The sequence below is a fragment of the Rheinheimera sp. MMS21-TC3 genome, assembly GCF_032229285.1.
In the GTDB taxonomy this organism is placed as follows: Bacteria; Pseudomonadota; Gammaproteobacteria; order Enterobacterales; family Alteromonadaceae; genus Alishewanella.
This window is the reverse complement of the sequence record NZ_CP135084.1, coordinates 1,086,466-1,107,451: the sequence shown is the minus strand read 5'-3', so window position 1 is coordinate 1,107,451 and position 20,986 is coordinate 1,086,466. Positions and strand designations below refer to the sequence as shown.

Genomic DNA, 20,986 nt, shown 5'->3' with positions numbered 1-20,986 from the left:
TGTCCGGTAGCGGCTGCACCACCTGTAGCACCCATTGCCACGCCTTGCGCAACGGCCTTACCTCGCGAACCAAGTGTTAATGCTTTTGTGGCCGCACCCGCTGCACCCGCACCTGGTATCGCAGTTGGCACAAACTGCCCAGCTACATTTGCAAGGGTTAGCATCCAAGTATCTAGGTCGGTTAAGCCCTCGCCAATTTTTAGGTTGCCGTTTTCATCTTCATCAAAGAAAGACTTTCCCATTGCTGCCTTGCCGCGATCAGACATTGTATCTTGCTGCGCATCTGACCAGCCATAGAACTGCTTGGCTATGCCATCGGCACCAACAAAGTCGAATATACCGCCTACGGCCGACAAGCCACCTGCTTGAAATGCGTCAACCGCATCACCGAACCGGCCTTGCTGTTGTGGTGGTGCGCTGGCTGCTGGTGTAGGTATTGCTAGTGGTTCGCGCTTAAAGTAATTAGGAATGTTAGCCATGAAAAGCCCTTTGATTTAATTATGTGCGGGATTAAAAAAGCCGCTGGATAGCGGCTGTATTATTATTTTTTAAGCCAAGAAGAAAATTCTTGAAAGTCTCTAGAGCCAACGCCGTCAATTAAACCTATTTGCGGCATAAGCTTAGCTTTAATCGGGTCAGCTTCTATTTTTTTAGGTAAGTAACTTGGCTGTGAGCTTTTTGGCTTAGCTAAATTCCACTGCTTTATATAGTCTGATAATTCATTGCTGCCTTGGGTTTCCGTGCCGGTTATATTGTCAGGGTCGCGATTTTCTTCCTCAGCTGCTTGAGCGCTTAACAAGTATTCATAACCGGTGCCTTGCAACTGCGAACCATAGCTTTTAACCATGTTATTCAATTGTTCACTAAAGAATTCACTATTTTTCTTTATCGCTTCGTTGTACTGTTCGGTTAGTAGCTGCGGATCGCCCATGCCCGACTGCATTTGCTTGTCGTAAGCCTGTCGTATTTTATCGGCAGACCGTGCTTCTTGCTGCATTATTCCCTCTAGGTTCCCCTCAATAACTTGCTTTTCTCTAACGGTTTGCTGCCTGTCAAACTGACCTGCTTGGCGGTTGCTTTCAGACTGCCTAAAGCTCATATCTTCTGCGCGTTCACTGGCTCTTAATTCTTTATCTTCTGCGCGCTCGCTCTGTCTAAGCGCTACATCACGCGCCCATCGACGTTCTATACTAGCCTCGCGCATAGCTTCAATTTCTTTTTGACGGGCAACTTGCCTATCTTCCTGCATTCCGGCTGCTAACATACCGCTGGCTTGAGATAGCCCACGGCCAAAGCCTAGTAAAAGTGACATATGTAACTCCCAATAAAAAACCCGCCGTAGCGGGTTTGTTTTATTTAAGTAAGGCTAAGCAGCAGTTCGCCAGCCTTTGTGAAATGCTTGTCCATGTTTCGCAACTTTAATCATTGCAGATTGATCTAAGTTATTTTCACGACAGAACTTTCTAAGGTTTCTAATTACGACTCTTTGACCGCATGGGTTAGTGAAGATATAAGTCTTGGCGTAGTTTCTGTCAGCCATCTCCAGTGTGTTTTCACTGCGCGTTGCAAAGACACAGGTTTCAGGCGAATAAACTTTATTGCCGGTAACTATAATATCCTTATCCAGTTCGTAATACTTACCGTCTTTCGGGTGATTAGCTTCAAACCATTTCACAAAGTTCTGGAAGTTGTGCCACTCATCGCAGACGGAGCAACCTTTGTAAGTTGGATGTCTTTCCTGCTTTTTTGGGTCATAGCACCGCTTAATCATATCTATCCATCTTGAATAGATAGCCCTTGTTTGGGCGCCCTTGTGGTTTTGATTATAACCATTGCCGAGATAACCAACTGAGCAAACAGTTCTGGCCAAGGGGTCTTTCACACACCCTATAATTATATTGCACAGCCTGGCTTTAACAATGTTGCCGGTATTTAAAAATCTAACTGAGACATTTAAGGCGTTGTGATATTCAACAATTTCCATGTCTCCATAGTTATTGGTTGAATATATTGCGCCAACTTGCACGTTGGACCAATCTTTTACCGCACCGCTTCTTATATGTGTAGCTTCTGCAGATGTTTCATAGCCAGTGCAAGCAAACCTAACGGTAACCTTTCTTTTATTTTCGTAGCTTATAACTTTTATTCTTCCGTAGTTCTTGGTTTCATGAACGCTACCAGGAAGCATATCTTGTGGAATGTTTTTCATATTCACCTCGCAAGTGATTCGCATTAGTTGGTGTGGCAGGCCGGATGCGAAGTCCGGCTTTTCGGGGATCAGCCTAGCCACAATAGCAATATAACTGCTTACTGGTTAAACGCCTAGTAAGCCACGGCCTTGCGGCTGCTGTTGCTGTGGCATTGCTTGGCCTTGCGCTTGGTTGCGAACACTGCCACCCATTACTTGCTCTGCATCAGCCACACTAGCCTCTAGCTCTTGCGGATCAAGTTCGCCCATGCTTTCCTTAAACTCAATATAAGCAGCATAAGCGGCCTGTATCATTTCTTGAATGAAAGCGTCGTTAACTTCATCTTCTGCTAAAGCACCAGCATTAACGGCTAGCTCTGTAAGTTCACCGGCTATTTCAGTGGCTAGCTGAATTTTCATATCATCCGCTAAGCCACCTGCTTTTTTCTCTACACCGATTAATACCGTAGCAACGGCTTGGCCAATGCCTTGCACAATATCTTGTGAGTTTTGAACCATGCTTGCTATTTGATCACCAGCTTGACCATCGCCGTGTATCATTTCTAAAGCAATATCAAAAGCCTGCTCAAGCGCTTGCTGTTCTTCATCGGTTGCTTGTTCTTCACTGCCACCTTGCTGCATTGGTTGTTGCGGCATTGGTTTTGTTTTCTGGTTTTGCATAGCTGTTAGCCCCCTAATAATTGTTTGCGCTGCGCAATTAAGTCGTCTAAGTGCGACGGTTCAAACTTCGGGGTAAAGTCATTACTCGCAAAGTTATTCGGGTTCAGTAAGGAAAAGTTAGGGCCGACACCTGCTGCTTGATTACCGTCGCCATCCATACCCCAATAAGTCCGCCGCTTGCGTTCTTCTTCTGCTGCTTCACCCTCTGCTTTACCTTGTATCGCTTGGCCAGCCATATTTATTCCGCTAGTAATTAGCGCGCTTTTACCTGCATCACCTAAGCTATTCCAAGCTCCAGACAATAAACCGCCGCCCGATGTTGCGCCGCCACCGCCACCAGTACCTAACGCACCACCAGTACCCATTGCGCCGCTGGTTGCGCTTCCTGCACCCGCTGTTAATGTGCCGTTAGATAATCCTGCCGTACTAACGCCTTCCATTAACCCTGCGCTCATTTGCTGCTGCAATGCCGCCGATGTTGGTGCGGTTGTTGTTGCTCCAGTTGTTGCTGCCGTAGCTCCGCCTGCTGCCGCTCCGCTTGCTGCCGCTGCATTACCTGCAATAGTCGCTTGCGTTGCTGCTTGTCCTGCTGCAAAGCCTGCCCCTGCTCCTGCTGCTGAGCCGCCAGTAAAACCCGTACCTAATGCTGATGCTGCACCAGAAAAGTTACCGGCCATCACTGCCGACGTTGCACCTTGCGCACCTGCCCATGCCGAGCCAATACCGGCTGATGCCGTACCCCCCCATGCCATGCTGAGCAATGCCGCGCCACCGAAATAGATAGCCACCGCTGCAACCACGACTTTAAATATTTTAGATTTCACAATTTTGTGTCGAACTTTTTTCCACTTCTTGTGTAAGCCTAACGTTGATACGTTGGTTAGCTTGGTGTGGAATTTTTCAATAGGTCGCCATATTTTTTTAAATGCTTTACCGATACCGCTCATATCAAACCACCTGTTTAATTGTGGCGTAAATACCGCCAACTAATGTTAATCCGTGCGCCTCGTATAACCTGCCTGTGCGCCCGTCTGCATCTAATCCAGTGCTAAGTCCTAGCTGAACCTGCTTAATGTTGTTAGCTTTGCACCAGCGCATAAATCTGCGCAGTAACCACACGCCCTGTTCTGCATGCTCTGGCAGTACACAAAAAGCTATATCAGTTGCGTAGTAGCTTTTGGCATACCAATGCTCGTCTATTAACGCAATAAAAAAACCGACACATTGTCCGGCTTTCTCTGCTACAAATAGCTCCATCTTTTTATCGTTTATTGCTCGCCTGAGCATGTAAGCCGCTTTGGCTGGATCAACCGTTGCGTCATAGGTTTTACTGCGGTCAATAACTTGCTGGCCTATGCTGATGATCGCGGGTATATCCGCGTGTGTGCCGTTGCGGATCATTTTTGCTGCATCCTACCACCGCCACCACCACCACCACCACCACCAGGATTGGGGTTATCTGGATATTGTATTACATTGGTATCTTCTGGCTTGATGCCACTGTTATCGTCGTCACCGCCGCCACCACCGCCACCTGGCTGCACTGGTGCCGCGAAACCATAAATGGCCTCCAGCGCTGACACTTTGGCTTCAAACATTTGCTTTAGCCGTGCAACGCCTAGATCTTGCTGATCCGGCGTCATTTCCGGATTATTGTATATTGCTGCAACTTGCTCTAAATAACGGTTATACGATTCTGCTGATGCGTTCTGATACTGCAGTCGAGTGTTAGCGTCAACATTCTGCGCAAAAGTAAAGTCGTCGCGCTCCCACTGGGCTTTGGTTTTCTCCAAGTCCATTAAGAATGTTTTATCTAGTTTACTCATATCAAAGCTTTGCATCAGCTGATCGCGCTCTTTAGTTAGTTGAGCGTTACGGTCCATTTGCTGTAGCTGCTGCTGGCCTTGGTAATCTAATACGCCAAGTTGCTGCTTATATTGTAAGTCTGCCATTTGCGCTTGAAAGCCTTGCTGTGCATTAAGCTCTTGCATGCGCTGTGAGCCTTGCGCATCTAACATACTTGCGTCATGGGTTCGACCAAGGTTAGCTTGGTCTGCTTGAAAACCTTGCTGCCAACCAAGTTGATCTGCATTGCCGTAAGTTTGAGCGTCTTGTTGTGCGATTGGTAACGCTTTATCAATCATGCTAGACAATGCTACTTCGCTACCTGTTGATGACGACTGCAAACCGCGAGCCGCACTATAACCCTGCGCTTGCGCAATGGCTTTGCGCATCATTGGGCTGTTTGGGTCAAGCAGGCCGGTTATCTGATTTTGTACCAATGATTCACTGCGCGGATCATGGTTGTATTCAGTGTTTCCTTGCACACCCGTGTAGCCAGTAGGATTATATTGACTCGCGCTATAAGTAAACTCTGGCGAGTTAGGTTTAACAGGCTGAGTTATGGTGCCGGTCATTCCACTGCTTTGCTGCTGTGTAGCTGTAGTTGTTGGCTGCGCTGTTGCAGTAGGTTGCGGCATAGCTTGTGCTGCACTGCTTTTATTTGCATTGCCAAGCAAGCCGCCAGCACTTGTTGTTGTGTGCATAACAGGCTTCATGTTGCCGCTTGTTGCGGGTATAGATTGACCCATAGTGTGCATTGTTGGTTCAAGCCCTAGCTTGTCGGTTGTATGTTGCGTTCTTTGTGTAGGCTGACTAATAGGTTGAGGTGACGGCATTAAAGCTTGGTTAGTTACTTTTTTTTGCTGGGGCAATAGCGTAATCGCCCCCTGCTGATTAGCAGTTGGTTGTTTAAAGGTTTGCATTGTGGTGTTACCCCAAAAAAGGATACAAGTTTAAGAAAGGCGGTCTATTGGCAGTATTAGTAAATAATAAGCTAATGCGTTTAAAAAGCAAACTATTAGCTCTCTATAAACTTCCAGTTCTGAACACGGTGATTATGAATTGTCATATCGGTACCAGCCGGTACAGATGGCTGCACCGCTTCACCACGGGTTTGCACCGCCCAGTCAATACGGTTGCCGTTGTGTTCTATCCAGCAGTCATACACACAGCCGTGGAATGATAAACTTTCTGCGCCTGGGCTAGTTCCAGAGCCAGCAAAAACAACATTAGTTAGCTTGGTTCTATCTGGCTGTGGGTATACAAGGTTGTCATTAAAAAGTATGGCACCATCTTTTTTAATGAGTACATTGCCACTAAGTCCAAAAAATTCAAACTCCCACTCGCCGTTAAAATCTTCGTTTGGCACGATTAGTCGAGCAGCTCCCCAGCGATAACCCCTGTATATGGTGACTGAGCCAGAACCCATACTACAGTACAGTTGTCGCCGATCATCAGAGCCAAACATATATTGCGAAGGCCCTCGCGGATAATGCGCATCACGCACTTTAAAGCCCAGCTTAAACGGCTGTGTCACTACATCAAGCCGGTAGTTGCTGATCAGGCAGCTGCCCCAGCTATTCAGGTAGTAATAATCGCCAGTAACAGGTATTACCGGTGGCGGCACTATCGGCGGTACGTAATCCGCTGCAGGGTACTGGTAAACCACCTGCAAGCGGTTATCTACACGCAACCCAGCGCTAGTTATAGTTATACCCGGCTGATTAGCAGGGCAAGCATACTCAATATCAAACCTATCACGCTGTATTCGCATATAGACTTGCTGATCACGCACATAAAACAGCAGTGCATCACTGAAGCTCTGTCCGGTATCTTGCGGAAAATCAAAGCAAGCTAATGGGTCCCCGCCTGTAGCTATCGCTACATTAACAGATTCAGCCAATACAGGGTCGTACCAGTAAAGTTTAAGCGTGTCAGCACCGGTACGGTAAAACACCAATGACCTTCCGAGTTGGTCAAAGGTTAGTGATATTTGCTCTATCGGTTCCGGTTCATTAAATAGTATCGTCGCTGGGCCGTAGCCAGGGATGCTTTTATAAAACACTTGCGATAAATTAATGCCTAATTTGCTTGGCACACTTATATCGAACGCTTTTAATACAACTTGGTTTATATCTATTGAAGGATTCACAACTTGAGTAATGGTTCTTTGTTGTGGTCCTGTGTAGTATGCGGCATTTGGTGGTGTAAAATCTTCGGTATATCTTAAAGCCTGAGTTACCCTTATTTCATCAATAAACCCCTGAAGCGGGTTCATCTGCCCGCCACTTCTAGCTGTTCCAAAATAAAGCATATCTGTTGCTATGGATTGCAAAGAGTACGTTATGCTGTTTCCTACGCCGTTGAGGTACAAGGTGAATGTATTGCCAGCTTTAACTAGGGCGACATGATTAAATTCATTCAAAGGGATAACAGGGCCATCTAGCGTTGCACCGGTGCCGGAGCCATTTTGTAGATATAATGCTATTTGCCCCAATGTGTTAATTTGCAGCATAAACCGATTATTATTGCTAGCCGGATTGCCGAAGTACAGGACACCTAATATCAAAGATGTAGGAACTGATGAAACTCTTAGGAATAGCTCTATCGTCCAATTAGTAGACGTACTTAAATTTGGGGTGATACTTTTTACTATATTCGATGCGCTTCCGGTAGGGATTGAAACAGCCCACTCACCGAATTTAACAGGAGTGGTTACTAATGCGGCGCCTGAATTTAATGTGTATGCACCACCCTTGACGTCATTCAGACCATCCTCAAAATTCAGTAGAGATATTACATCATCCCAAAAAGCGTCTGACATATTAAAGCTCCAGTAGAGTATTAGTATCTAAAGTAGCAGTACCATCCTGATTAAACACAAGTGCAGGTGTTACTTGCTTAGCCAATGTAAAATTACCCTGATACCAATAACTAACCCAACTAACTTCATCACCTGCGGTTAAATCAAATACAGCATTTACCTCTGCTTGTCGCTGGCCATTAACTGCAGCGTTAAAGCTAAAAGGCTGTCTAGCGTAGCCTGTGCTATTTAGTTCGTTATCGCCTGTAGTAGATGGGTTATCACTATGTAATGATACCTGATCAATTTGAAACGTATTTAAGGCAGCGTTAGCGGCTGTAACTGAAAGAATTACATCACTCATAATATTGACCCTCTAATTGTTACTTGCCCCGCTTCTTGTGTTACCAGCCAGTACCTACTATTCAGCTTGCCCTGCGAAACATTTAATTCTACAGGCCCAAGAGCTACCGCAGCAATATCTGCAGGCACAGGGGGCTTTACAAAACTGGGGTGCGGATAACCCTTAACATCTGTAAGGCTTGACCAGTTTGGATGCTGCGGAATCATGCCATATTCTCAAAGCTGGTGAAAAACTCAATGTCCAGAATATCTTGATTGGTTTTCATTATCGGCTGGTCGAATTTCAATTGAAGGTTTAAATTACCAAAATAAGCACCTTTTAAACCCTCTACATAATTACCTACAGCTAATGGCAAGCGCAATCGCACCCTGCTGTGTTTGGTGTTACTGTTTTGAACCGATACAGTTGACAGAGAAACAGAGGTAGTATTTGGAAAAGTGTTACCATTAAATGCAGGGAAAGCCCAATCCTGATCCGTTACTCTACTATTGGTTGTAGGGGAGATAGCATTTAAGGTCCCTTGACCTATGTTATTTCCCGCGCTTGTGTAGCCTACCAATTTACCTTCGTAACCTATATCATTTACTGTTCCGGTAAAACTACGATTACATACACGGGTTAGTGTATAAACTACAACAAGTTGATCATCTTCACCGAGACTTATTGTTGTGGGGTCCCCTTGCGAGTCCTTTATTAACGCGCGTGATTGTAATGACCTGCTGTCCCAAGGAGTGAGTCCGTAAAATTCTACACCCACCTCAGAAATATTACCAACAACCCCGCCTAAAGAAAAACTCCGAGTGCTTACAGTGGTAAAAATTAAAGCGTCTGTTTGTTCGTCATAACTGTATGAATGAGTATGATCTATAACAGTACCTGTACTAGCCAGTTGGTTTTCTAGGCCAGTATCTGTAGGTTGCGGAGGGGTTGTGCCAGTACCGACAATAAACCAACGATTAGCGGAACTTTGTAGTGACGCCGTTGACGGTGAAAAAGATATATATGAATTACTCCCCCCGTTAACCCCTGAACCAAGGCACTCAAAAAACTGGTCAACAATCAAGTTACGACTAACCGCACCATCAAGCAACGGAATAAGCTCACCGTTCCTTTTATTGAAAAACTGAAACTCGCCTTTCATTCTATTTTTTATCATAACTTACCCCAAACTAATATCAAATACACCATTTGTCATGGTGATAGCGTCTGTTGACTCGCTGTAAACACCAACTGCTCGCATCTCTATGTCAAATACACCGTTGGTAATATTTAACTGGTCACTTACAGGGACTTGTCGCAATACGGATTTAAGCTCAATATCAAACACACCGTTGGTTATGTTTAAATTATCCGTTAAGTCGTCAATGTCTTTACGTTGACTGACCAACTCAATATCAAACACCCCATTCAATATCCCAATGGAGTCATTTGAATTTAGGTATTTTGCAATTTGAGTTAGCTCAATATCAAACACATCATTGGTAATATTAAGCTGGTCAGGCTCTATGTAATACGGATAAAGATGCGATACCAACGCCTGCTGCCGAATGTAAACAGGCTTCCTGCGCCTACCGCTTGCCAGTACACCTAGCAAAGCTTGCATGTACTTAGAAGAAGCCATGCTAAGGCACCACTACCGTAGCCGGATAAACATCACCTACCATTACCCATGTATTTAAGTCTATTGACACCAACGCTACCGTGCTGCCTTTGCCGAACGCTTTTAGTAAGCCAGGTGTAATAACGGTAACGCCAGGCGCTTCAACAAAAACCAGTGGCGTGTCTGATACTTGCGTAAAAAAAACAACAGTACCAGAAGAAAATGTTGGTGTTCCCTCTACCGTGGCTGTGGCTTCATTAACGGTTACCGCCGTTACCACTTCAGGATCTGCATCTTCATGCTGGCAGTAATAGAAATTCGCGTGGCTGTTACCGTCAATGTTTAGGGCTGCATCTAGCGTTTTAACAATGGTTAAGTCGCGGCCAGACAGCAAGCCAAAGGCTGCTTTATCTATTAACTCTAAGTCGCCCTCGCCACTAATACCTATCAGGGTATTGTGATAGCTCGATACAGGCAGCTTATTGCTACCCGTGAAATTTGGCGGTAGTCGCGGTATAAAGTTATTTAATTCATCAGCAACGTACTTTAAGCTAACACTTATACCGCCTAAATTACCGTTCATTTCAGGCGCAAGAATAGGCGTGTACGATATGTAAGGCGCTGTAAATTGCCAGGGTGAAAACGGCATAGTGCTTATCTCCTGCGCCCTCTTGGGCTGGCGTGTAAGTAAAGTTGGCTAAGTGTGTGTGGTGGGTAGTAATCAGACGTATTGGCAATGTTTATCGCTATGCTTCTACTTACGCCATCAATGTATAAGTCTGACCATGACGTTGAACTGCCGCCCCAAGTGGCAATATCCCAATCGGATAGGTCCCACTTACTACCTGAGCCAAGCATCACTTTACCAAGTGGAATGTTCGGATCTGCAAAATCATAAAAGCAGCGATAGGTTGCATCAATGCGAGTAACGCTGTCTGCTTCAATCACTAACTTGCGCCACCGCTTTTTATATTCGGGCTGGCCTAGTGTCATAAAGCCGGTTTGCAATGAGCTTGAATATGCGTCACCGTCGAAGCTGCTTCCTTTGTCTAGCTGGTATACATAGCCATCAACACCGCCAACAAAGAACAACTCTTTGCCGTTATTGTCCTCGCCTGAGCAAGTGCAGTTAGCAATAAAGTTATAGCGCAGCTCACTAAAGCCTTGCACTTCATTGCCGTACATCGTCATAGTTAACACTGTGCTGTCACTAAAAAACAATCGGTATTGGTTTTTGCTGCGCAGTGTCATGCTGCAGTTAACGCTAAGTATTTTTAGTAGTAGCAAGGGTTGTACTTTTTGGCTAATAGCGGCGCTATCAAAGTCACCAAAGCTTTGCACTCTATCTAGCCGAGTTAAACCTCTGTCGTCTAAATAAACCGCACTACCCATGCTTTGCAATGTTTTTGCAATAGCACCTGATTGCAATGCCAGTGCTTTTAATTGAAAGTCGCCACTTGTGCCGCCGCTGCTGCCATAAAGCATAAATGTGCGGTTGCGGGTAAATACCGCGCACGTTGCATCTGCCTGTACTTGTATGCCGGTTATCTCGCTGCCTACTGCAATTTCACCGCCGCCATCGACTGCGCTAAACTTGGCTGGATCACCCACTGCAGAATGCAAGAATGAGCCACCACGGAACGCGAGTAACAATACTTGGCTTGGTAGCACCTCAATATGAATAGGCTGATCTGGCGTAATACTGCTGGTTATCTGCGTAAAGGTTGTGCCGTCAAAGCGAAAGGCTGGATTGTTACCGTCTACGCCAACAACTTCAATTGTGCTTGCTGAGCCGGTAAAGTTAGTTTCAACAAATTCATACACGCCGTTAGGCTGCAATGCTGGTGTGGTAACTTCTTGCCAGCCTGTGCCTGTTGCTTTGTGCATCTTAGCTGCGCTACCGTCTGCTGTGTTTCTAAACGCATAACGCTCGCCCTTGAATAACAGCACGCCAAGCACAGGACCACTACCAGGCACGGGCTGTATCAAACCGCGCTTTACGGCTTGCTCGGCTTTAACTGCTGCTATCGTTTCCTCTGGCGTAGCAAAGGGAAAGCCTGGCAAGCTTGCAGCCAATACGCTAGATGGCGCCTGCTGGCCGTCGTAACGCTCATAGCCCCCTGTACGCTGATACCGGCCAACGGTTGTTACTTCATAATTGGTTAGCTCGGTACATTCGCCTGGCGCTATTTGTTGCGAGTTAACCGCTAAATTTAAGCCACCCGTTAAGGGAATAGCTGGCACGCTAGTATTGCTAGCCATTAGAATAACCTGCTGCGGTTAAATTTAATTGCAGGCAAACACTCGCTTGCCATCTTCGTCATATATTCTTCAAAGCGTGTATTTGCTACACCGTACAAAGAGTTATCTTCTTCATGGCTGGCGTAGTACATCAGCGCTTTTTGTAATATGGCGTCGTGCAAATGCGTTGGTATATCTGATACATCAGTATCGGCAAGCATTGGTGTAACCGTTTTGCTGTACTCAACATCAACGGCATAAGCCGCATCAGGTACAGGGAATACCATCAGCAAACCGTCTGGCCTGAAAGTGTAAACGCTAGGCTGCCGCTTATCTGGTGCAGTGTGGTACTTTTGTGCTTTAAACTCTTGCCAATCCATCGGCCTTAGCTCGTTACTGTTAATTGATACAGATAGCAGTTCATTAGCATCAAACAACGCTAGGTCTGGCATGCTGTATAAACGCTGATCGACAACTAGAGAAGTGTTAGCCGTGCGCCATAAGTAATTCCAATCACTGCGTAAGCCTTTTATATCAATGTCTGCTTGGCGTACCCACTCAACAATTTTAGCGAGTATCGCTTGTTGGTTGACCACTGTTAGCAAGTCACCGCCGGAAACACCGGACTCTTGCCGCACGCGATTGCACAACTCTAGGAATGTCATATCAATTACTCAGCGTAAATAGTTTCACGAATGCCCCACACAAATCGGCTTTTTTTATGCGCTGGTACTAGCTTACCGTCCGGCGTTTTGTAATCTGGCACATCTATTACAGCCAGCTTTAATAGCTCAACAACAATTGGCGGCACTTTAACTGGCTCACCGTATTTAACCTGGTAATTACGGCCATTGGCACAGCAAACAAATTCTTCAAAACTGGTATCGGCTGGCTTTTCAATTTGAATGACATAACCTTTAATTGAGCGTTCGGCTTTGCCATTTGCGCTAGACTCTGGCTTGCTTGGCGCGTCAGTATCAAAAGTAGCAATGCCGTTTTCTTTCATTAACTTGTTAGCTTCTTCAAACATTTCTGCTTTAGTCATAGAGTCTGGAAGCTCAACACCAAATGTTTCAGATACATAAGCGGTAATTTCTGGTTTAGTGCTAGACGCATTAATCTTTTTCATGTTTATTCTCACAATAAAAAAGGGCCGCAAATTACGGCCCTTGGTTTGCCATGTTAAACAGCTAGCTTATGGGTTTTGCGGTGCCGCAACTTCTGCGCGAACCATCCATAAATCGTTCAGTATTAACGCATCGTAATACGTTTTCCAACCCACTGAGCCGCGCTGCCCTAATGGATCACTAGACGTCGGTTTAGGGTGAACAACGGTAGGCTTAATGGCACCGCCGTAAGCTGGTGTACCCTTTAATGCAACCACACCAAAGGCTTCTTCTGCAAAGAAAAGCACAGGGTAAACGTCAGCATTAGTGCCTGTGGTTGACATTGCTTCATCCACTGCGCCTGCAGTACCTTTTGCGCCACCTGCATCAGCAAACGGAGCAGCCCACGGCGTTAGGATATAACGAACATCATCTACCGAACCTAATTCCTCGTCACACAATGCTTGGCGTGTGCCGTACTTAGCTACCGGCACAAAACCTTCCATTGCACGAATAGACGGCGCACAGTCAGTATGTGCTAACGCAATGTAAGCGGCTTCAATCGGTTGAGTGCCGATATTTGTAGAGCCAGACAAGATGCTACGCATTTTCTTGCCTTTGTTGCGATATAGTGTACGGGTAACGCGCTGCTGCAGACTCTTGGTTAAAAATGTATTTACTGCGTTACGCGCTGCGCCATTAGCGAACGCCACGTTAGTGCCAGCAATAACTACGCCGTAAGTAACCTGCTCAATAGTCTGAGCTGCTTGTTCTGACGCTGCGATTAGCATGTCCTTACCGACTGGGTTGTCGTGTAAGTCCAATACCTTGTCGGTTGTAGGCATATAATCGCCGTATTGCTTTAATACAGCATTAACGTTTTCATAACGAAAGTCAGTGCCAGTAGGTGTAACGCCCTCTGTTAAAGGCGTTGTTGCTAGGGCTAATGGAATAATACGACGGAACTTCAACGTATCAGATTCATTGCGGCCTAAGCCTTTTGCTTTACCAATTTTATTTAAAACAAGAATTGGTGCAGCGTGTTTTAATGCTTCTATTTCGGCTTTAACGCCAGCTGCGACTGGAATGTCGCCATATTTATTAGCCATGATAGGCTCCTTAATTAACTAGGATTTAATCGGTTGTATAAATCGACTGGATCAATGTCGTCTGAGATTTGCGACGTAGCTGCACGACCGGCACCCTGGCGGGGCGGTGATACATGGTCTGCAAGGTTGTTGCGCTTGTTGCGGCTAGACTTACCGCTTGCGCCTTTGTATTGGTCCAACACAAACTTGGCATCATCTGCGCTATCGCTTTGCGCTATTTTCTGCAGTGCTGGCGGTTGTTTACTCAGCCATTGGTTAAATGCCGGGTTGCTTACCACCTGTTGATAATCAGGGTGTGCTTGTGCAAGCCGGTTATACTCTTGCTGAATAATTGCCTGTTGCTGCTGCTGCTGCTCTTGCTGCTGCTGCAGTTCATAACGCTGCTGCAATGGCGTAAGCTGCTGCGTGATTTCTTGCTTAGCTTGTTGGATTTGATGCTTTAAAAACTCTGCGACTTCTGGCCATTCTTCTTCAACTTCTGAAAAAGACTTACCCTTTAAGTCCTCTGCACTTGGCATATCTGAGTTTTCATCAGCGCCACCATTTTGCTTTTCACGCTCGGCCATTTGCTTGCGCAAGGCTTCTAGCTCCCGTTGCGTTGGGGCTAACCGTCCTACGGTTGCGTTATAGTTAGCGTTAAGCTGCTGGTGACTTTGTTGGAGTTGTTGAAACTGTTGGCGTAGTGTCTCAGGTGCATTAGCCCACGGATCTGCTTCTTGCTCACCGTCGTCTTGACCATCATCACCGCCGTCGTCCATGCCAGTGTCATTCTCCTGATCCAGCATTTCATCATCCGAATCAGAGTCATTATTAGAGTCTTGTTCAGTTAACTGATTAAACATGCTGACCGCTTCATCATCTTGCGAGTCTGAATGCGGGTTTTCGTTTTCAATCGTCATGGGTTTTCTCGCTGGTTGAGTGCGACCTAAATCGCAGTCATAAAAAAACCCACAACAATGTGTGGGTTCTGGTACTCCGGTTAGCGGGCGCTAAGCGGGGTTAATCTGGTTTGCTTTTAAGCTCAAACGGGTAGCGCTCTAGTATCTCGTCAATAAATTTAATCACGCCTCTGGCTTGGTCGCTGTCTGAATGTATAAGCCGCTGAATAGCATCTTGCCTGTCTGACTCAAGTAATGCTGTGATGGCTTCCCAGGTACGGGTATCAATAATCATTATTGTGCCAACCCATCGTTAGCACGGTAATTACCCGTTACTTGTTTAAGTTTTAGCTCAGTCATAAACTGCTGCATTTCTTTATCAGTTTGCATCTGCACTTTTTTCAGTTCGACCAATAGTTTTTCAGTATTCACTTTGCCGGTTTGCTCAAGCTTCATTATTTCTATGCGCTCTTTGCTAGCATTGGCCATTAGATCTGCTTGCATTTGCTGCGCCTTTAAGTTTCGGCTAGCTTCATTTTCTTGCATGTCTAATTCAGCTTTGCGCTGGAACATCTGCATCTCAAATTCTTGCTTAGCTTGCATCTGCTGTATACGCAGTTGCTCAACGGCAATGGCGGTATCTTGTGGCTGCTCGCCTTGCTGCTCTGCTTGCTGCTGCTGGTAGGCTTCTAGTTCTTCATTAGTTGGCACTAAGTCTGCTGGCAAGCCTTGCAGCTTCACCCACTGGCGTAGGTTTTCAATTGCCTTAAGCTGGATAACTGGCGCGAACACAGGATTACTACCTGCCATGCTTAGGTAATTAGTTAATGCAACGGCTTGCGTTTCGCGCACCAGTAATGCGCTAGTGCCACGGGCATCAACTTGATAGTCGCCTTTTACGTCATTATCTTCTTCGTACTCCATATTCCAAGCGTAGAAGTCAGTAATGAGTGGCGCTGTAATATTGTCGTCCCACTGCTTAATCTGTCTGCGTCGTACCGCATTAGCTGCATTCATTAGCATGCTCATGCCGCCCAGCGTTTGCGTAGACTGGCCTTGCTCGCCTTGGTTAAGCATTGGCACGCCGGAAACTTCATCCATCATCTGCCTAGCCATGCTGTAAATGCCCTGCAGTTCAGGTAAATGGCTATTAAATTCAATCGTAGAGAAAACTTTTCGAACATCGTCCACTGGTTTTAATAGGTGCCACTGCTTAAACGGCTCTATCGTTGCGTCACCATTTGCGGGTCGAATGTATTTGTTATCAAATATCACTTGCGGACCAGCTGTTATGCTGCCGTTATCCAATATCATGCGCCAAGTGCTATTAATGATCCGCTGCTCGTCACGCACAATGCGCGGTAAGCCGTAACCAAAAATACAACTGTCGTCTTGCTCCCAATTCCACACTCGGTAAGGCATGTAATTTTCGTAGTGCATCATGTGCAACTTTGCACCCAGCACAATGCCACCGCAATAAAACACGGTTGCCATTACTTCTTCGTGCATCATGTCTTGAATAAATAGTTGCGCTTCTTTTTCATCAGATGGCAGATCAATAACACCTAAATCAAACAGCACTGAATAAGGAATAGGTCCGTGATACTCCCACGTTTCATAGCGTGTATCGTTTAAGTTATCACTTAGCCCTGCTAGCGTTCGTACATCGTCCATGTAGGTACTGCTATGCTGAGTAGATTGTGGTGACATTTGCATTATTTTTTTGATTTGAGCTTTGGGAAAGCCACGCTTATCAATCAAGCCTTTAATTTGCTGCTTGCTCATATAGCGACGTTCAAAGATGAATTCAGCTTCTTCAATGCGTGATGCAGATAGGTCAGGGAAAAAGTCCCAAGGCCGCACTACCTCAACCGCTGGCGTAATACTTTGGCGCATTTCAACTACCCAGGCATCACCCTGTTTAGTAAATGATTTATCCATCTTATTGACAACAACCGGCCCTTTCAGAATGCCAGTGCCTACGACACAACCGTCGTGTATTGCCAGCCGAGCAACGGCATTAAAACGCGATTCAACAAGCTGATCTTCAATCAGTAATTCCATCTTGTCGCAGCGCTCTTTAATTTGCTCAAGCTCTCGCGCTGCTAACATGCCTTCGGTAACTTGTTCGCCGTCTGTTGTGGTGTAGGGTTCGCCGTTGTCGTCCAGCACTTCTTGTTCGTTACTGGCCTGATCTGCAAGTTCTGGCACTGGCGTAGGCGCTATGCCCCAATTCTTATCATCGTTAGGAAACAGTAAATCAACAATTTGCGATTCAGCCGCATTGGTTTTAGCGCGAGTCATTTTAATAAACGGGTTGGCTCGCTTAGCCTCTTTCATTGCCGCCAGCGTAGCGGCATCGTACTGGCCATGGTAATTGCGCAGGTCGATAACCATTTCATGATCAATAGCTGTTCTGTCACTCATGGTTTGCGATAACTTTCGCTCAAGCTCCACAGCCAACGCATCTAACGGGCTATCTTCGTCGTATTCATGCCCGTATTCTTTTGGTGCTATTTTCATGTGCTTAATATCCTGTTACCGAGTCGGCAATCATTGTTTGTCTGTTCTGGCCTGCATCTACATGAGCATCACGCCAGCTAAAGTTAATCTCGCCTTGTGCGCCTTGTGCTAAGTATTGAAGTGCGTCATGCGGGTGACTAAAGCTGTTTTTGTCTGCAGCTTCGGCGTATTTCTCGCCTCTTACATTTAACCGTCTGAATTGATACCCACCGTTAAACCCTTTTCTAAGAATGTGACAATCCGCGCTAAGCTCAAATGCTGGCTTACCGTCAATGTCGTTATCTAAAAATGCGTTAACTGACTCCCACCGTCGCAGTGGAATGTTGGTGCTTGTTGGGTAGGTATCTATGTTGTATTCATCGTTAAGAATACCTATTGGGCTATTCTCGTCATTGCCTGACTTAGCGATACCAGACGGATCACCAAAGGCTTGAATATCTGAGCGTTTAAACTTTTTAAAATCTTTCTTTAAACAAGGTAGTACTTCCTCGTCCATAAACTTGCGAATGCCCATACCTGTAGCTATCAACTCTTTGATAACTCTAAGCTTACCGTTAGGCATTAGCTGGCCAATAATACAAGCTGGTGTTCGGCCAAAGTCAAAGCCCATAAGCAGCTTAGGCACTATTGGCATAGCGGATAGGTTGTACTTCGACGTATGCTTAATGTCGTCCCACGAACCCTGATAAATTGGCTTTCCGTCGCTGACGCTGCCATATTGATTCGCCAGGTTAACTTTTATCCAGTCGTCTTTTTTGCCTTGAACCTGATTGATGTAATAGCCATCAGGCAAGTTAGCTAAGTTCTCTGCTTTAGGGTTAACAAGCCATTCCGACTTTCTGTTAACGCCGCTGCCTGTAACTTTTTCAATTACACCGCCAGGCTGACGTAAGAATGTCCATCCCGCTGGTTTAACTTCTTCTGCTAGCTCGTAGTACCAGTGGTCTGTATCAGGCGCGTTAGTATCGCCAATCATGCCATGCCAACTAGGGCCGCCATCAATCGCGCTTGGGTAGCGTCCGTGGCGACCATCGCACATATCGACAATCGACTTACTTAATTCTTTAACTTCGTTAAGCCAAAAGCCGGTAGCCTGTAATCCACGCAGCTTTCTAACTGAATCTGGCCTGTCTAGCGCCATAAAAACTAATTCTGATACGACTCTTGTGCCGTCAGGTAAATCAAAATCTAAGTAATGCGTTGGTGGAAAGTCTTGATTTAGCTTACCGAGCTTTACATCTTCGTTGTGATAAAGGTCGCACCAGTCTTTAATCGTTGTACCCTTTAAATCAGGGTAGGTATTCCGTACTGCGACCCATCTGCTTCGCCTGATGCCGCTTTGGTTTGGCTCTTGCTCACACATCTGGTCAAACACACGCATAGCACTGCCGTATGTTTTACCAGAACCAATAGGCCCCATAATAAAAGTGTTGCGACCCCTAAGCTCCATATACTGCTGCAGCACATCACCTTGCGCTGCAACATGAAACTCATACGTTTGCTGCACACTATTCAGCCCCTTTTTTCTTACGGCCCGTCATGTCTTTAACGTAAACCATTGGCCTGTCTGACAATTCAATCTTGTCTGTCCACAACTTTTCATGCTTACCTAGCATTTCAAGTGCTTTTAACTTGTCTGTTACTCTAAGCTTGCTAGTTCTGCCAATGCTGTCGCCGTCTGGATCGCGCAGTTCGTCCACTTCAATAGATGCAATAGTTCTCTGCACTGCTTCTGGCATGTCGTGAATATTCATTAACGTGCCATCTTTATTGTAAGCACCGGCTAAGTTCTGGAAACCGATTAACGCCACTTCTTGCAGTATCGCTTCGGCGCTAATATCTAGCTTCTTTAAGTGTTGCTTAACACGTTGCTCTATCCACGCCTTAATGTACGGCTTATGATAAATCTCATGGCCTTGTGACTTAGCAGTTCTCTCGCTATATCCCGCACGAATAGCTGCTGCAGTCATATTGCTGTCAATCAGATATTCGTGTGCAAACAGCTTTTCTTTTGCTGTCCATTTGTCGTAAGGCTTTAGTTCTGACATTAATCGCCACTCGCTTCATCAACATTGCAACCATCTAAAGGGCTTAACCTAAGTAGGTTCTTTTCGTGCTGCTCTTTTGCCCAAGCATGTAGCTGCATGTCGCGTTCCTCTTTATTTCTAAGTCTTTTTTGTTCGCGCTGATCACGTCTGTGCTGAAAATAGAGCGTGACAAGAAACGTTAGCGCTGTGAAAAATATACCTATTGCTAATGCGATTTCGTTCATTGAAAGTAACCCGCCTATCGCCGTTGCTCCTGATGTGCCATAGCTAATGTTCGATGTGGTTTTATCCATATCAAATTTAATCGCTGTATCGTTATTCATTAGACTGACTCCCGTTCTCGGTAGCCCATTGCTGTATTAACTGCTTATCTAGCTCGCACTTATCTAAAAGTGACTCAAGCCAACTGCTGTAGTTAAGTGCGTCGGCATTTGTTGAAATATTAAAAGTGGTTGTTGGTAAGCAACTGGCTAGTAGTTCTGCTGGTGGGGTTAGATAAACGTGCTTTGTTACTGTTACTGTGCGCGTTATCACTTGCTGCGGCGTATTTGAGCAAGCGGATAGCATCACCAGGCACAACAGTATTAGCCCAATCTTTAACGTGTTCATTGGTTGATACTCTTAGTTGCTGCACTTTAAAGTTAACGCTGGCAAGTTCGTTTCGTAATCGCTCTTGCTCTGCTGCTGATTTTTCGCGTATTCTCTCAATGCTTATTCGCTCGTCTAGTAGCTTTTGCTTGTCGTTGGCGCTTTGCGTTAAAGCACTTTCTAGGCTGGCTGCATCAGCTTGCGTTACTGCTAGCTGCGCACTTAACTGGTTAACCTGCATCATTAAAGCCTTAGTATGCTTAGCTGCGCCAATAAGCTGCAGGCCCATGAATACAAAAGCTGCTGCAATGCAAGCAATAACAATAAAATGTAATTTACTCATAAGCATGTGTTGCCCCCTGTAAACATAATTCACGCTCATGCGCTCGGCGTTTAATTAAGCCGTTGAGCTTAATGCCGTTTGCATAAATCCACCGCGTTAATTGATTGCACGCTTCTACTCGGCTGTTTTCGTTAAGCAACCTGAGTAATGTGCTGGATTGAAAGTTGCCGCTACCCACGTTGTAGTGAAACGACAAATACGCTGCATGCTCTTGCTCTGATAGCGGAACAGTGACAGCACGCAGTAGTTGCTTGTTGTGACTAACAAGGTCTTTAGCGAATAATTCTAAGCATTGCTGCTCACTGATTGCAGTACCTAGCTTTAAATCTTTACTTGTATGACCAAAGCAAGCAGTAATAATGCCAACTGGATCTACATAAGTACCCGGCACATAACCCTCATGATCTGCAATCATGGCGCCGGATAATGCCAGCGAACCAGCTACACCTAATGCGGCTAGTCGTTTGGCTATTTGGCTCATATTTCCACCAATAAAAAAGCCCCGACTGAATAAACAGAACGGGGCGAAAGTATTTACCTGGAGTAGTAAAATTAAAACTAATGCGCTTTTGCAGATAGCAGAAAGCAAAAAACCCGCACTAAGCGGGTTTAATTTAACTCTAGGTGCATTTTCCCAGAGTTAGAGCAAGAATAAGCTTTTTGTTTTTAATG

General features: G+C 45.6%; 23 protein-coding genes. All 23 read right to left on the bottom strand.

Features of this window, described 5'->3' with window-relative positions; all coding sequences use genetic code 11:
- Positions 1 to 541: 541 nt before the first annotated feature.
- The 23 genes from RDV63_RS05675 to RDV63_RS05565 all read right to left on the bottom strand — a co-directional run bounded on the left by RDV63_RS05675 (position 542) and on the right by RDV63_RS05565 (position 20,795).
- The gene (locus tag RDV63_RS05675; RefSeq protein ID WP_313908538.1) at positions 542 to 1,312 is read right to left on the bottom strand and encodes a hypothetical protein; all 771 of its coding nucleotides are present in this window, start codon (positions 1,310 to 1,312) and stop codon (positions 542 to 544) included.
- Positions 1,313 to 1,366: 54 nt separating this feature from the next.
- The gene (locus tag RDV63_RS05670; RefSeq protein ID WP_313908537.1) at positions 1,367 to 2,209 is read right to left on the bottom strand and encodes a hypothetical protein; all 843 of its coding nucleotides are present in this window, start codon (positions 2,207 to 2,209) and stop codon (positions 1,367 to 1,369) included.
- Between the two features lie 105 nt (positions 2,210 to 2,314).
- Entirely contained in the window at positions 2,315 to 2,869 is a 555-nt protein-coding gene (locus RDV63_RS05665; protein ID WP_313908536.1) for a hypothetical protein, read from the bottom strand.
- A gap of 5 nt (positions 2,870 to 2,874) precedes the next feature.
- Positions 2,875 to 3,816: a hypothetical protein gene (locus tag RDV63_RS05660; RefSeq protein WP_313908535.1), complete on the bottom strand. Its 942-nt coding sequence runs from the start codon at positions 3,814 to 3,816 to the stop codon at positions 2,875 to 2,877.
- 1 nt (position 3,817) lies between these two features.
- A complete protein-coding gene (locus tag RDV63_RS05655; RefSeq protein ID WP_313908534.1) occupies positions 3,818 to 4,270 on the bottom strand; it encodes a GNAT family N-acetyltransferase in 453 nt (150 codons plus the stop codon).
- Positions 4,267 to 5,634, bottom strand: a complete 1,368-nt coding sequence (locus RDV63_RS05650; RefSeq protein WP_313908533.1) for a hypothetical protein — start codon at positions 5,632 to 5,634, stop codon at positions 4,267 to 4,269. Before RDV63_RS05650 ends, RDV63_RS05655 begins: the two co-directional genes overlap by 4 nt.
- A 95-nt stretch (positions 5,635 to 5,729) precedes the next feature.
- Positions 5,730 to 7,535: a LamG domain-containing protein gene (locus RDV63_RS05645; RefSeq protein ID WP_313908532.1), complete on the bottom strand. Its 1,806-nt coding sequence runs from the start codon at positions 7,533 to 7,535 to the stop codon at positions 5,730 to 5,732.
- A gap of 1 nt (position 7,536) precedes the next feature.
- On the bottom strand, positions 7,537 to 7,878 hold the full coding sequence (locus RDV63_RS05640; protein WP_313908531.1) for a hypothetical protein: 342 nt from the start codon (positions 7,876 to 7,878) through the stop codon (positions 7,537 to 7,539).
- Positions 7,879 to 8,080: 202 nt separating this feature from the next.
- Complete coding sequence (locus tag RDV63_RS05635) at positions 8,081 to 9,034, bottom strand: hypothetical protein (RefSeq protein WP_313908530.1); 954 nt, start codon at positions 9,032 to 9,034, stop codon at positions 8,081 to 8,083.
- Positions 9,035 to 9,037: 3 nt separating this feature from the next.
- On the bottom strand, positions 9,038 to 9,499 hold the full coding sequence (locus tag RDV63_RS05630) for a hypothetical protein (protein WP_313908529.1): 462 nt from the start codon (positions 9,497 to 9,499) through the stop codon (positions 9,038 to 9,040).
- A 1-nt stretch (position 9,500) separates the two neighbouring features.
- On the bottom strand, positions 9,501 to 10,127 hold the full coding sequence (locus RDV63_RS05625) for a hypothetical protein (RefSeq protein ID WP_313908528.1): 627 nt from the start codon (positions 10,125 to 10,127) through the stop codon (positions 9,501 to 9,503).
- A 5-nt stretch (positions 10,128 to 10,132) separates the two neighbouring features.
- Entirely contained in the window at positions 10,133 to 11,740 is a 1,608-nt protein-coding gene (locus RDV63_RS05620; RefSeq protein WP_313908527.1) for a hypothetical protein, read from the bottom strand.
- Complete coding sequence (locus tag RDV63_RS05615) at positions 11,740 to 12,384, bottom strand: hypothetical protein (RefSeq protein WP_313908526.1); 645 nt, start codon at positions 12,382 to 12,384, stop codon at positions 11,740 to 11,742. The genes RDV63_RS05620 and RDV63_RS05615 overlap by 1 nt, the downstream gene beginning before the upstream one ends.
- Before the next feature lie 5 nt (positions 12,385 to 12,389).
- A complete protein-coding gene (locus RDV63_RS05610) occupies positions 12,390 to 12,848 on the bottom strand; it encodes a hypothetical protein (protein ID WP_313908525.1) in 459 nt (152 codons plus the stop codon).
- Between the two features lie 66 nt (positions 12,849 to 12,914).
- On the bottom strand, positions 12,915 to 13,934 hold the full coding sequence (locus tag RDV63_RS05605; RefSeq protein WP_313908524.1) for a N4-gp56 family major capsid protein: 1,020 nt from the start codon (positions 13,932 to 13,934) through the stop codon (positions 12,915 to 12,917).
- A 14-nt stretch (positions 13,935 to 13,948) separates the two neighbouring features.
- A complete protein-coding gene (locus RDV63_RS05600; protein ID WP_313908523.1) occupies positions 13,949 to 14,833 on the bottom strand; it encodes a hypothetical protein in 885 nt (294 codons plus the stop codon).
- Positions 14,834 to 14,933: 100 nt separating this feature from the next.
- Entirely contained in the window at positions 14,934 to 15,107 is a 174-nt protein-coding gene (locus tag RDV63_RS05595) for a hypothetical protein (protein ID WP_313908522.1), read from the bottom strand.
- Positions 15,107 to 17,335 carry a hypothetical protein gene (locus RDV63_RS05590; RefSeq protein WP_313908521.1) on the bottom strand — a complete coding sequence of 743 codons (2,229 nt, stop codon included), beginning with the start codon at positions 17,333 to 17,335 and terminating at the stop codon, positions 15,107 to 15,109. Before RDV63_RS05590 ends, RDV63_RS05595 begins: the two co-directional genes overlap by 1 nt.
- A gap of 4 nt (positions 17,336 to 17,339) precedes the next feature.
- A complete protein-coding gene (locus RDV63_RS05585; protein ID WP_313908520.1) occupies positions 17,340 to 18,842 on the bottom strand; it encodes a hypothetical protein in 1,503 nt (500 codons plus the stop codon).
- Between the two features lies 1 nt (position 18,843).
- Positions 18,844 to 19,383, bottom strand: a complete 540-nt coding sequence (locus RDV63_RS05580) for a terminase small subunit (RefSeq protein WP_313908519.1) — start codon at positions 19,381 to 19,383, stop codon at positions 18,844 to 18,846.
- Positions 19,383 to 19,706, bottom strand: a complete 324-nt coding sequence (locus RDV63_RS05575) for an HP1 family phage holin (RefSeq protein WP_313908518.1) — start codon at positions 19,704 to 19,706, stop codon at positions 19,383 to 19,385. Before RDV63_RS05575 ends, RDV63_RS05580 begins: the two co-directional genes overlap by 1 nt.
- 119 nt (positions 19,707 to 19,825) lie before the next feature.
- Positions 19,826 to 20,314, bottom strand: a complete 489-nt coding sequence (locus RDV63_RS05570; RefSeq protein ID WP_313908517.1) for a hypothetical protein — start codon at positions 20,312 to 20,314, stop codon at positions 19,826 to 19,828.
- A complete protein-coding gene (locus tag RDV63_RS05565) occupies positions 20,307 to 20,795 on the bottom strand; it encodes a lysozyme (RefSeq protein WP_313908516.1) in 489 nt (162 codons plus the stop codon). Before RDV63_RS05565 ends, RDV63_RS05570 begins: the two co-directional genes overlap by 8 nt.
- Positions 20,796 to 20,986 lie beyond the last annotated feature (191 nt).

Coding starts and splice junctions, on each gene's coding strand:
- RDV63_RS05615 (WP_313908526.1), bottom strand. CDS start 12,384: ATGACATTCCTAGAGTTGTGCAATCGCGTGCGGCAAGAGTCCGGTGTT.
- RDV63_RS05675 (WP_313908538.1), bottom strand. CDS start 1,312: ATGTCACTTTTACTAGGCTTTGGCCGTGGGCTATCTCAAGCCAGCGGT.
- RDV63_RS05595 (WP_313908522.1), bottom strand. CDS start 15,107: ATGATTATTGATACCCGTACCTGGGAAGCCATCACAGCATTACTTGAG.
- RDV63_RS05565 (WP_313908516.1), bottom strand. CDS start 20,795: ATGAGCCAAATAGCCAAACGACTAGCCGCATTAGGTGTAGCTGGTTCG.
- RDV63_RS05610 (WP_313908525.1), bottom strand. CDS start 12,848: ATGAAAAAGATTAATGCGTCTAGCACTAAACCAGAAATTACCGCTTAT.
- RDV63_RS05590 (WP_313908521.1), bottom strand. CDS start 17,335: ATGAAAATAGCACCAAAAGAATACGGGCATGAATACGACGAAGATAGC.
- RDV63_RS05605 (WP_313908524.1), bottom strand. CDS start 13,934: ATGGCTAATAAATATGGCGACATTCCAGTCGCAGCTGGCGTTAAAGCC.
- RDV63_RS05630 (WP_313908529.1), bottom strand. CDS start 9,499: ATGGCTTCTTCTAAGTACATGCAAGCTTTGCTAGGTGTACTGGCAAGC.
- RDV63_RS05670 (WP_313908537.1), bottom strand. CDS start 2,209: ATGAAAAACATTCCACAAGATATGCTTCCTGGTAGCGTTCATGAAACC.
- RDV63_RS05645 (WP_313908532.1), bottom strand. CDS start 7,535: ATGTCAGACGCTTTTTGGGATGATGTAATATCTCTACTGAATTTTGAG.
- RDV63_RS05650 (WP_313908533.1), bottom strand. CDS start 5,634: ATGCAAACCTTTAAACAACCAACTGCTAATCAGCAGGGGGCGATTACG.
- RDV63_RS05625 (WP_313908528.1), bottom strand. CDS start 10,127: ATGCCGTTTTCACCCTGGCAATTTACAGCGCCTTACATATCGTACACG.
- RDV63_RS05580 (WP_313908519.1), bottom strand. CDS start 19,383: ATGTCAGAACTAAAGCCTTACGACAAATGGACAGCAAAAGAAAAGCTG.
- RDV63_RS05665 (WP_313908536.1), bottom strand. CDS start 2,869: ATGCAAAACCAGAAAACAAAACCAATGCCGCAACAACCAATGCAGCAA.
- RDV63_RS05635 (WP_313908530.1), bottom strand. CDS start 9,034: ATGATAAAAAATAGAATGAAAGGCGAGTTTCAGTTTTTCAATAAAAGG.
- RDV63_RS05640 (WP_313908531.1), bottom strand. CDS start 7,878: ATGAGTGATGTAATTCTTTCAGTTACAGCCGCTAACGCTGCCTTAAAT.
- RDV63_RS05600 (WP_313908523.1), bottom strand. CDS start 14,833: ATGACGATTGAAAACGAAAACCCGCATTCAGACTCGCAAGATGATGAA.
- RDV63_RS05620 (WP_313908527.1), bottom strand. CDS start 11,740: ATGGCTAGCAATACTAGCGTGCCAGCTATTCCCTTAACGGGTGGCTTA.
- RDV63_RS05660 (WP_313908535.1), bottom strand. CDS start 3,816: ATGAGCGGTATCGGTAAAGCATTTAAAAAAATATGGCGACCTATTGAA.
- RDV63_RS05655 (WP_313908534.1), bottom strand. CDS start 4,270: ATGATCCGCAACGGCACACACGCGGATATACCCGCGATCATCAGCATA.
- RDV63_RS05575 (WP_313908518.1), bottom strand. CDS start 19,706: ATGAATAACGATACAGCGATTAAATTTGATATGGATAAAACCACATCG.
- RDV63_RS05570 (WP_313908517.1), bottom strand. CDS start 20,314: ATGAGTAAATTACATTTTATTGTTATTGCTTGCATTGCAGCAGCTTTT.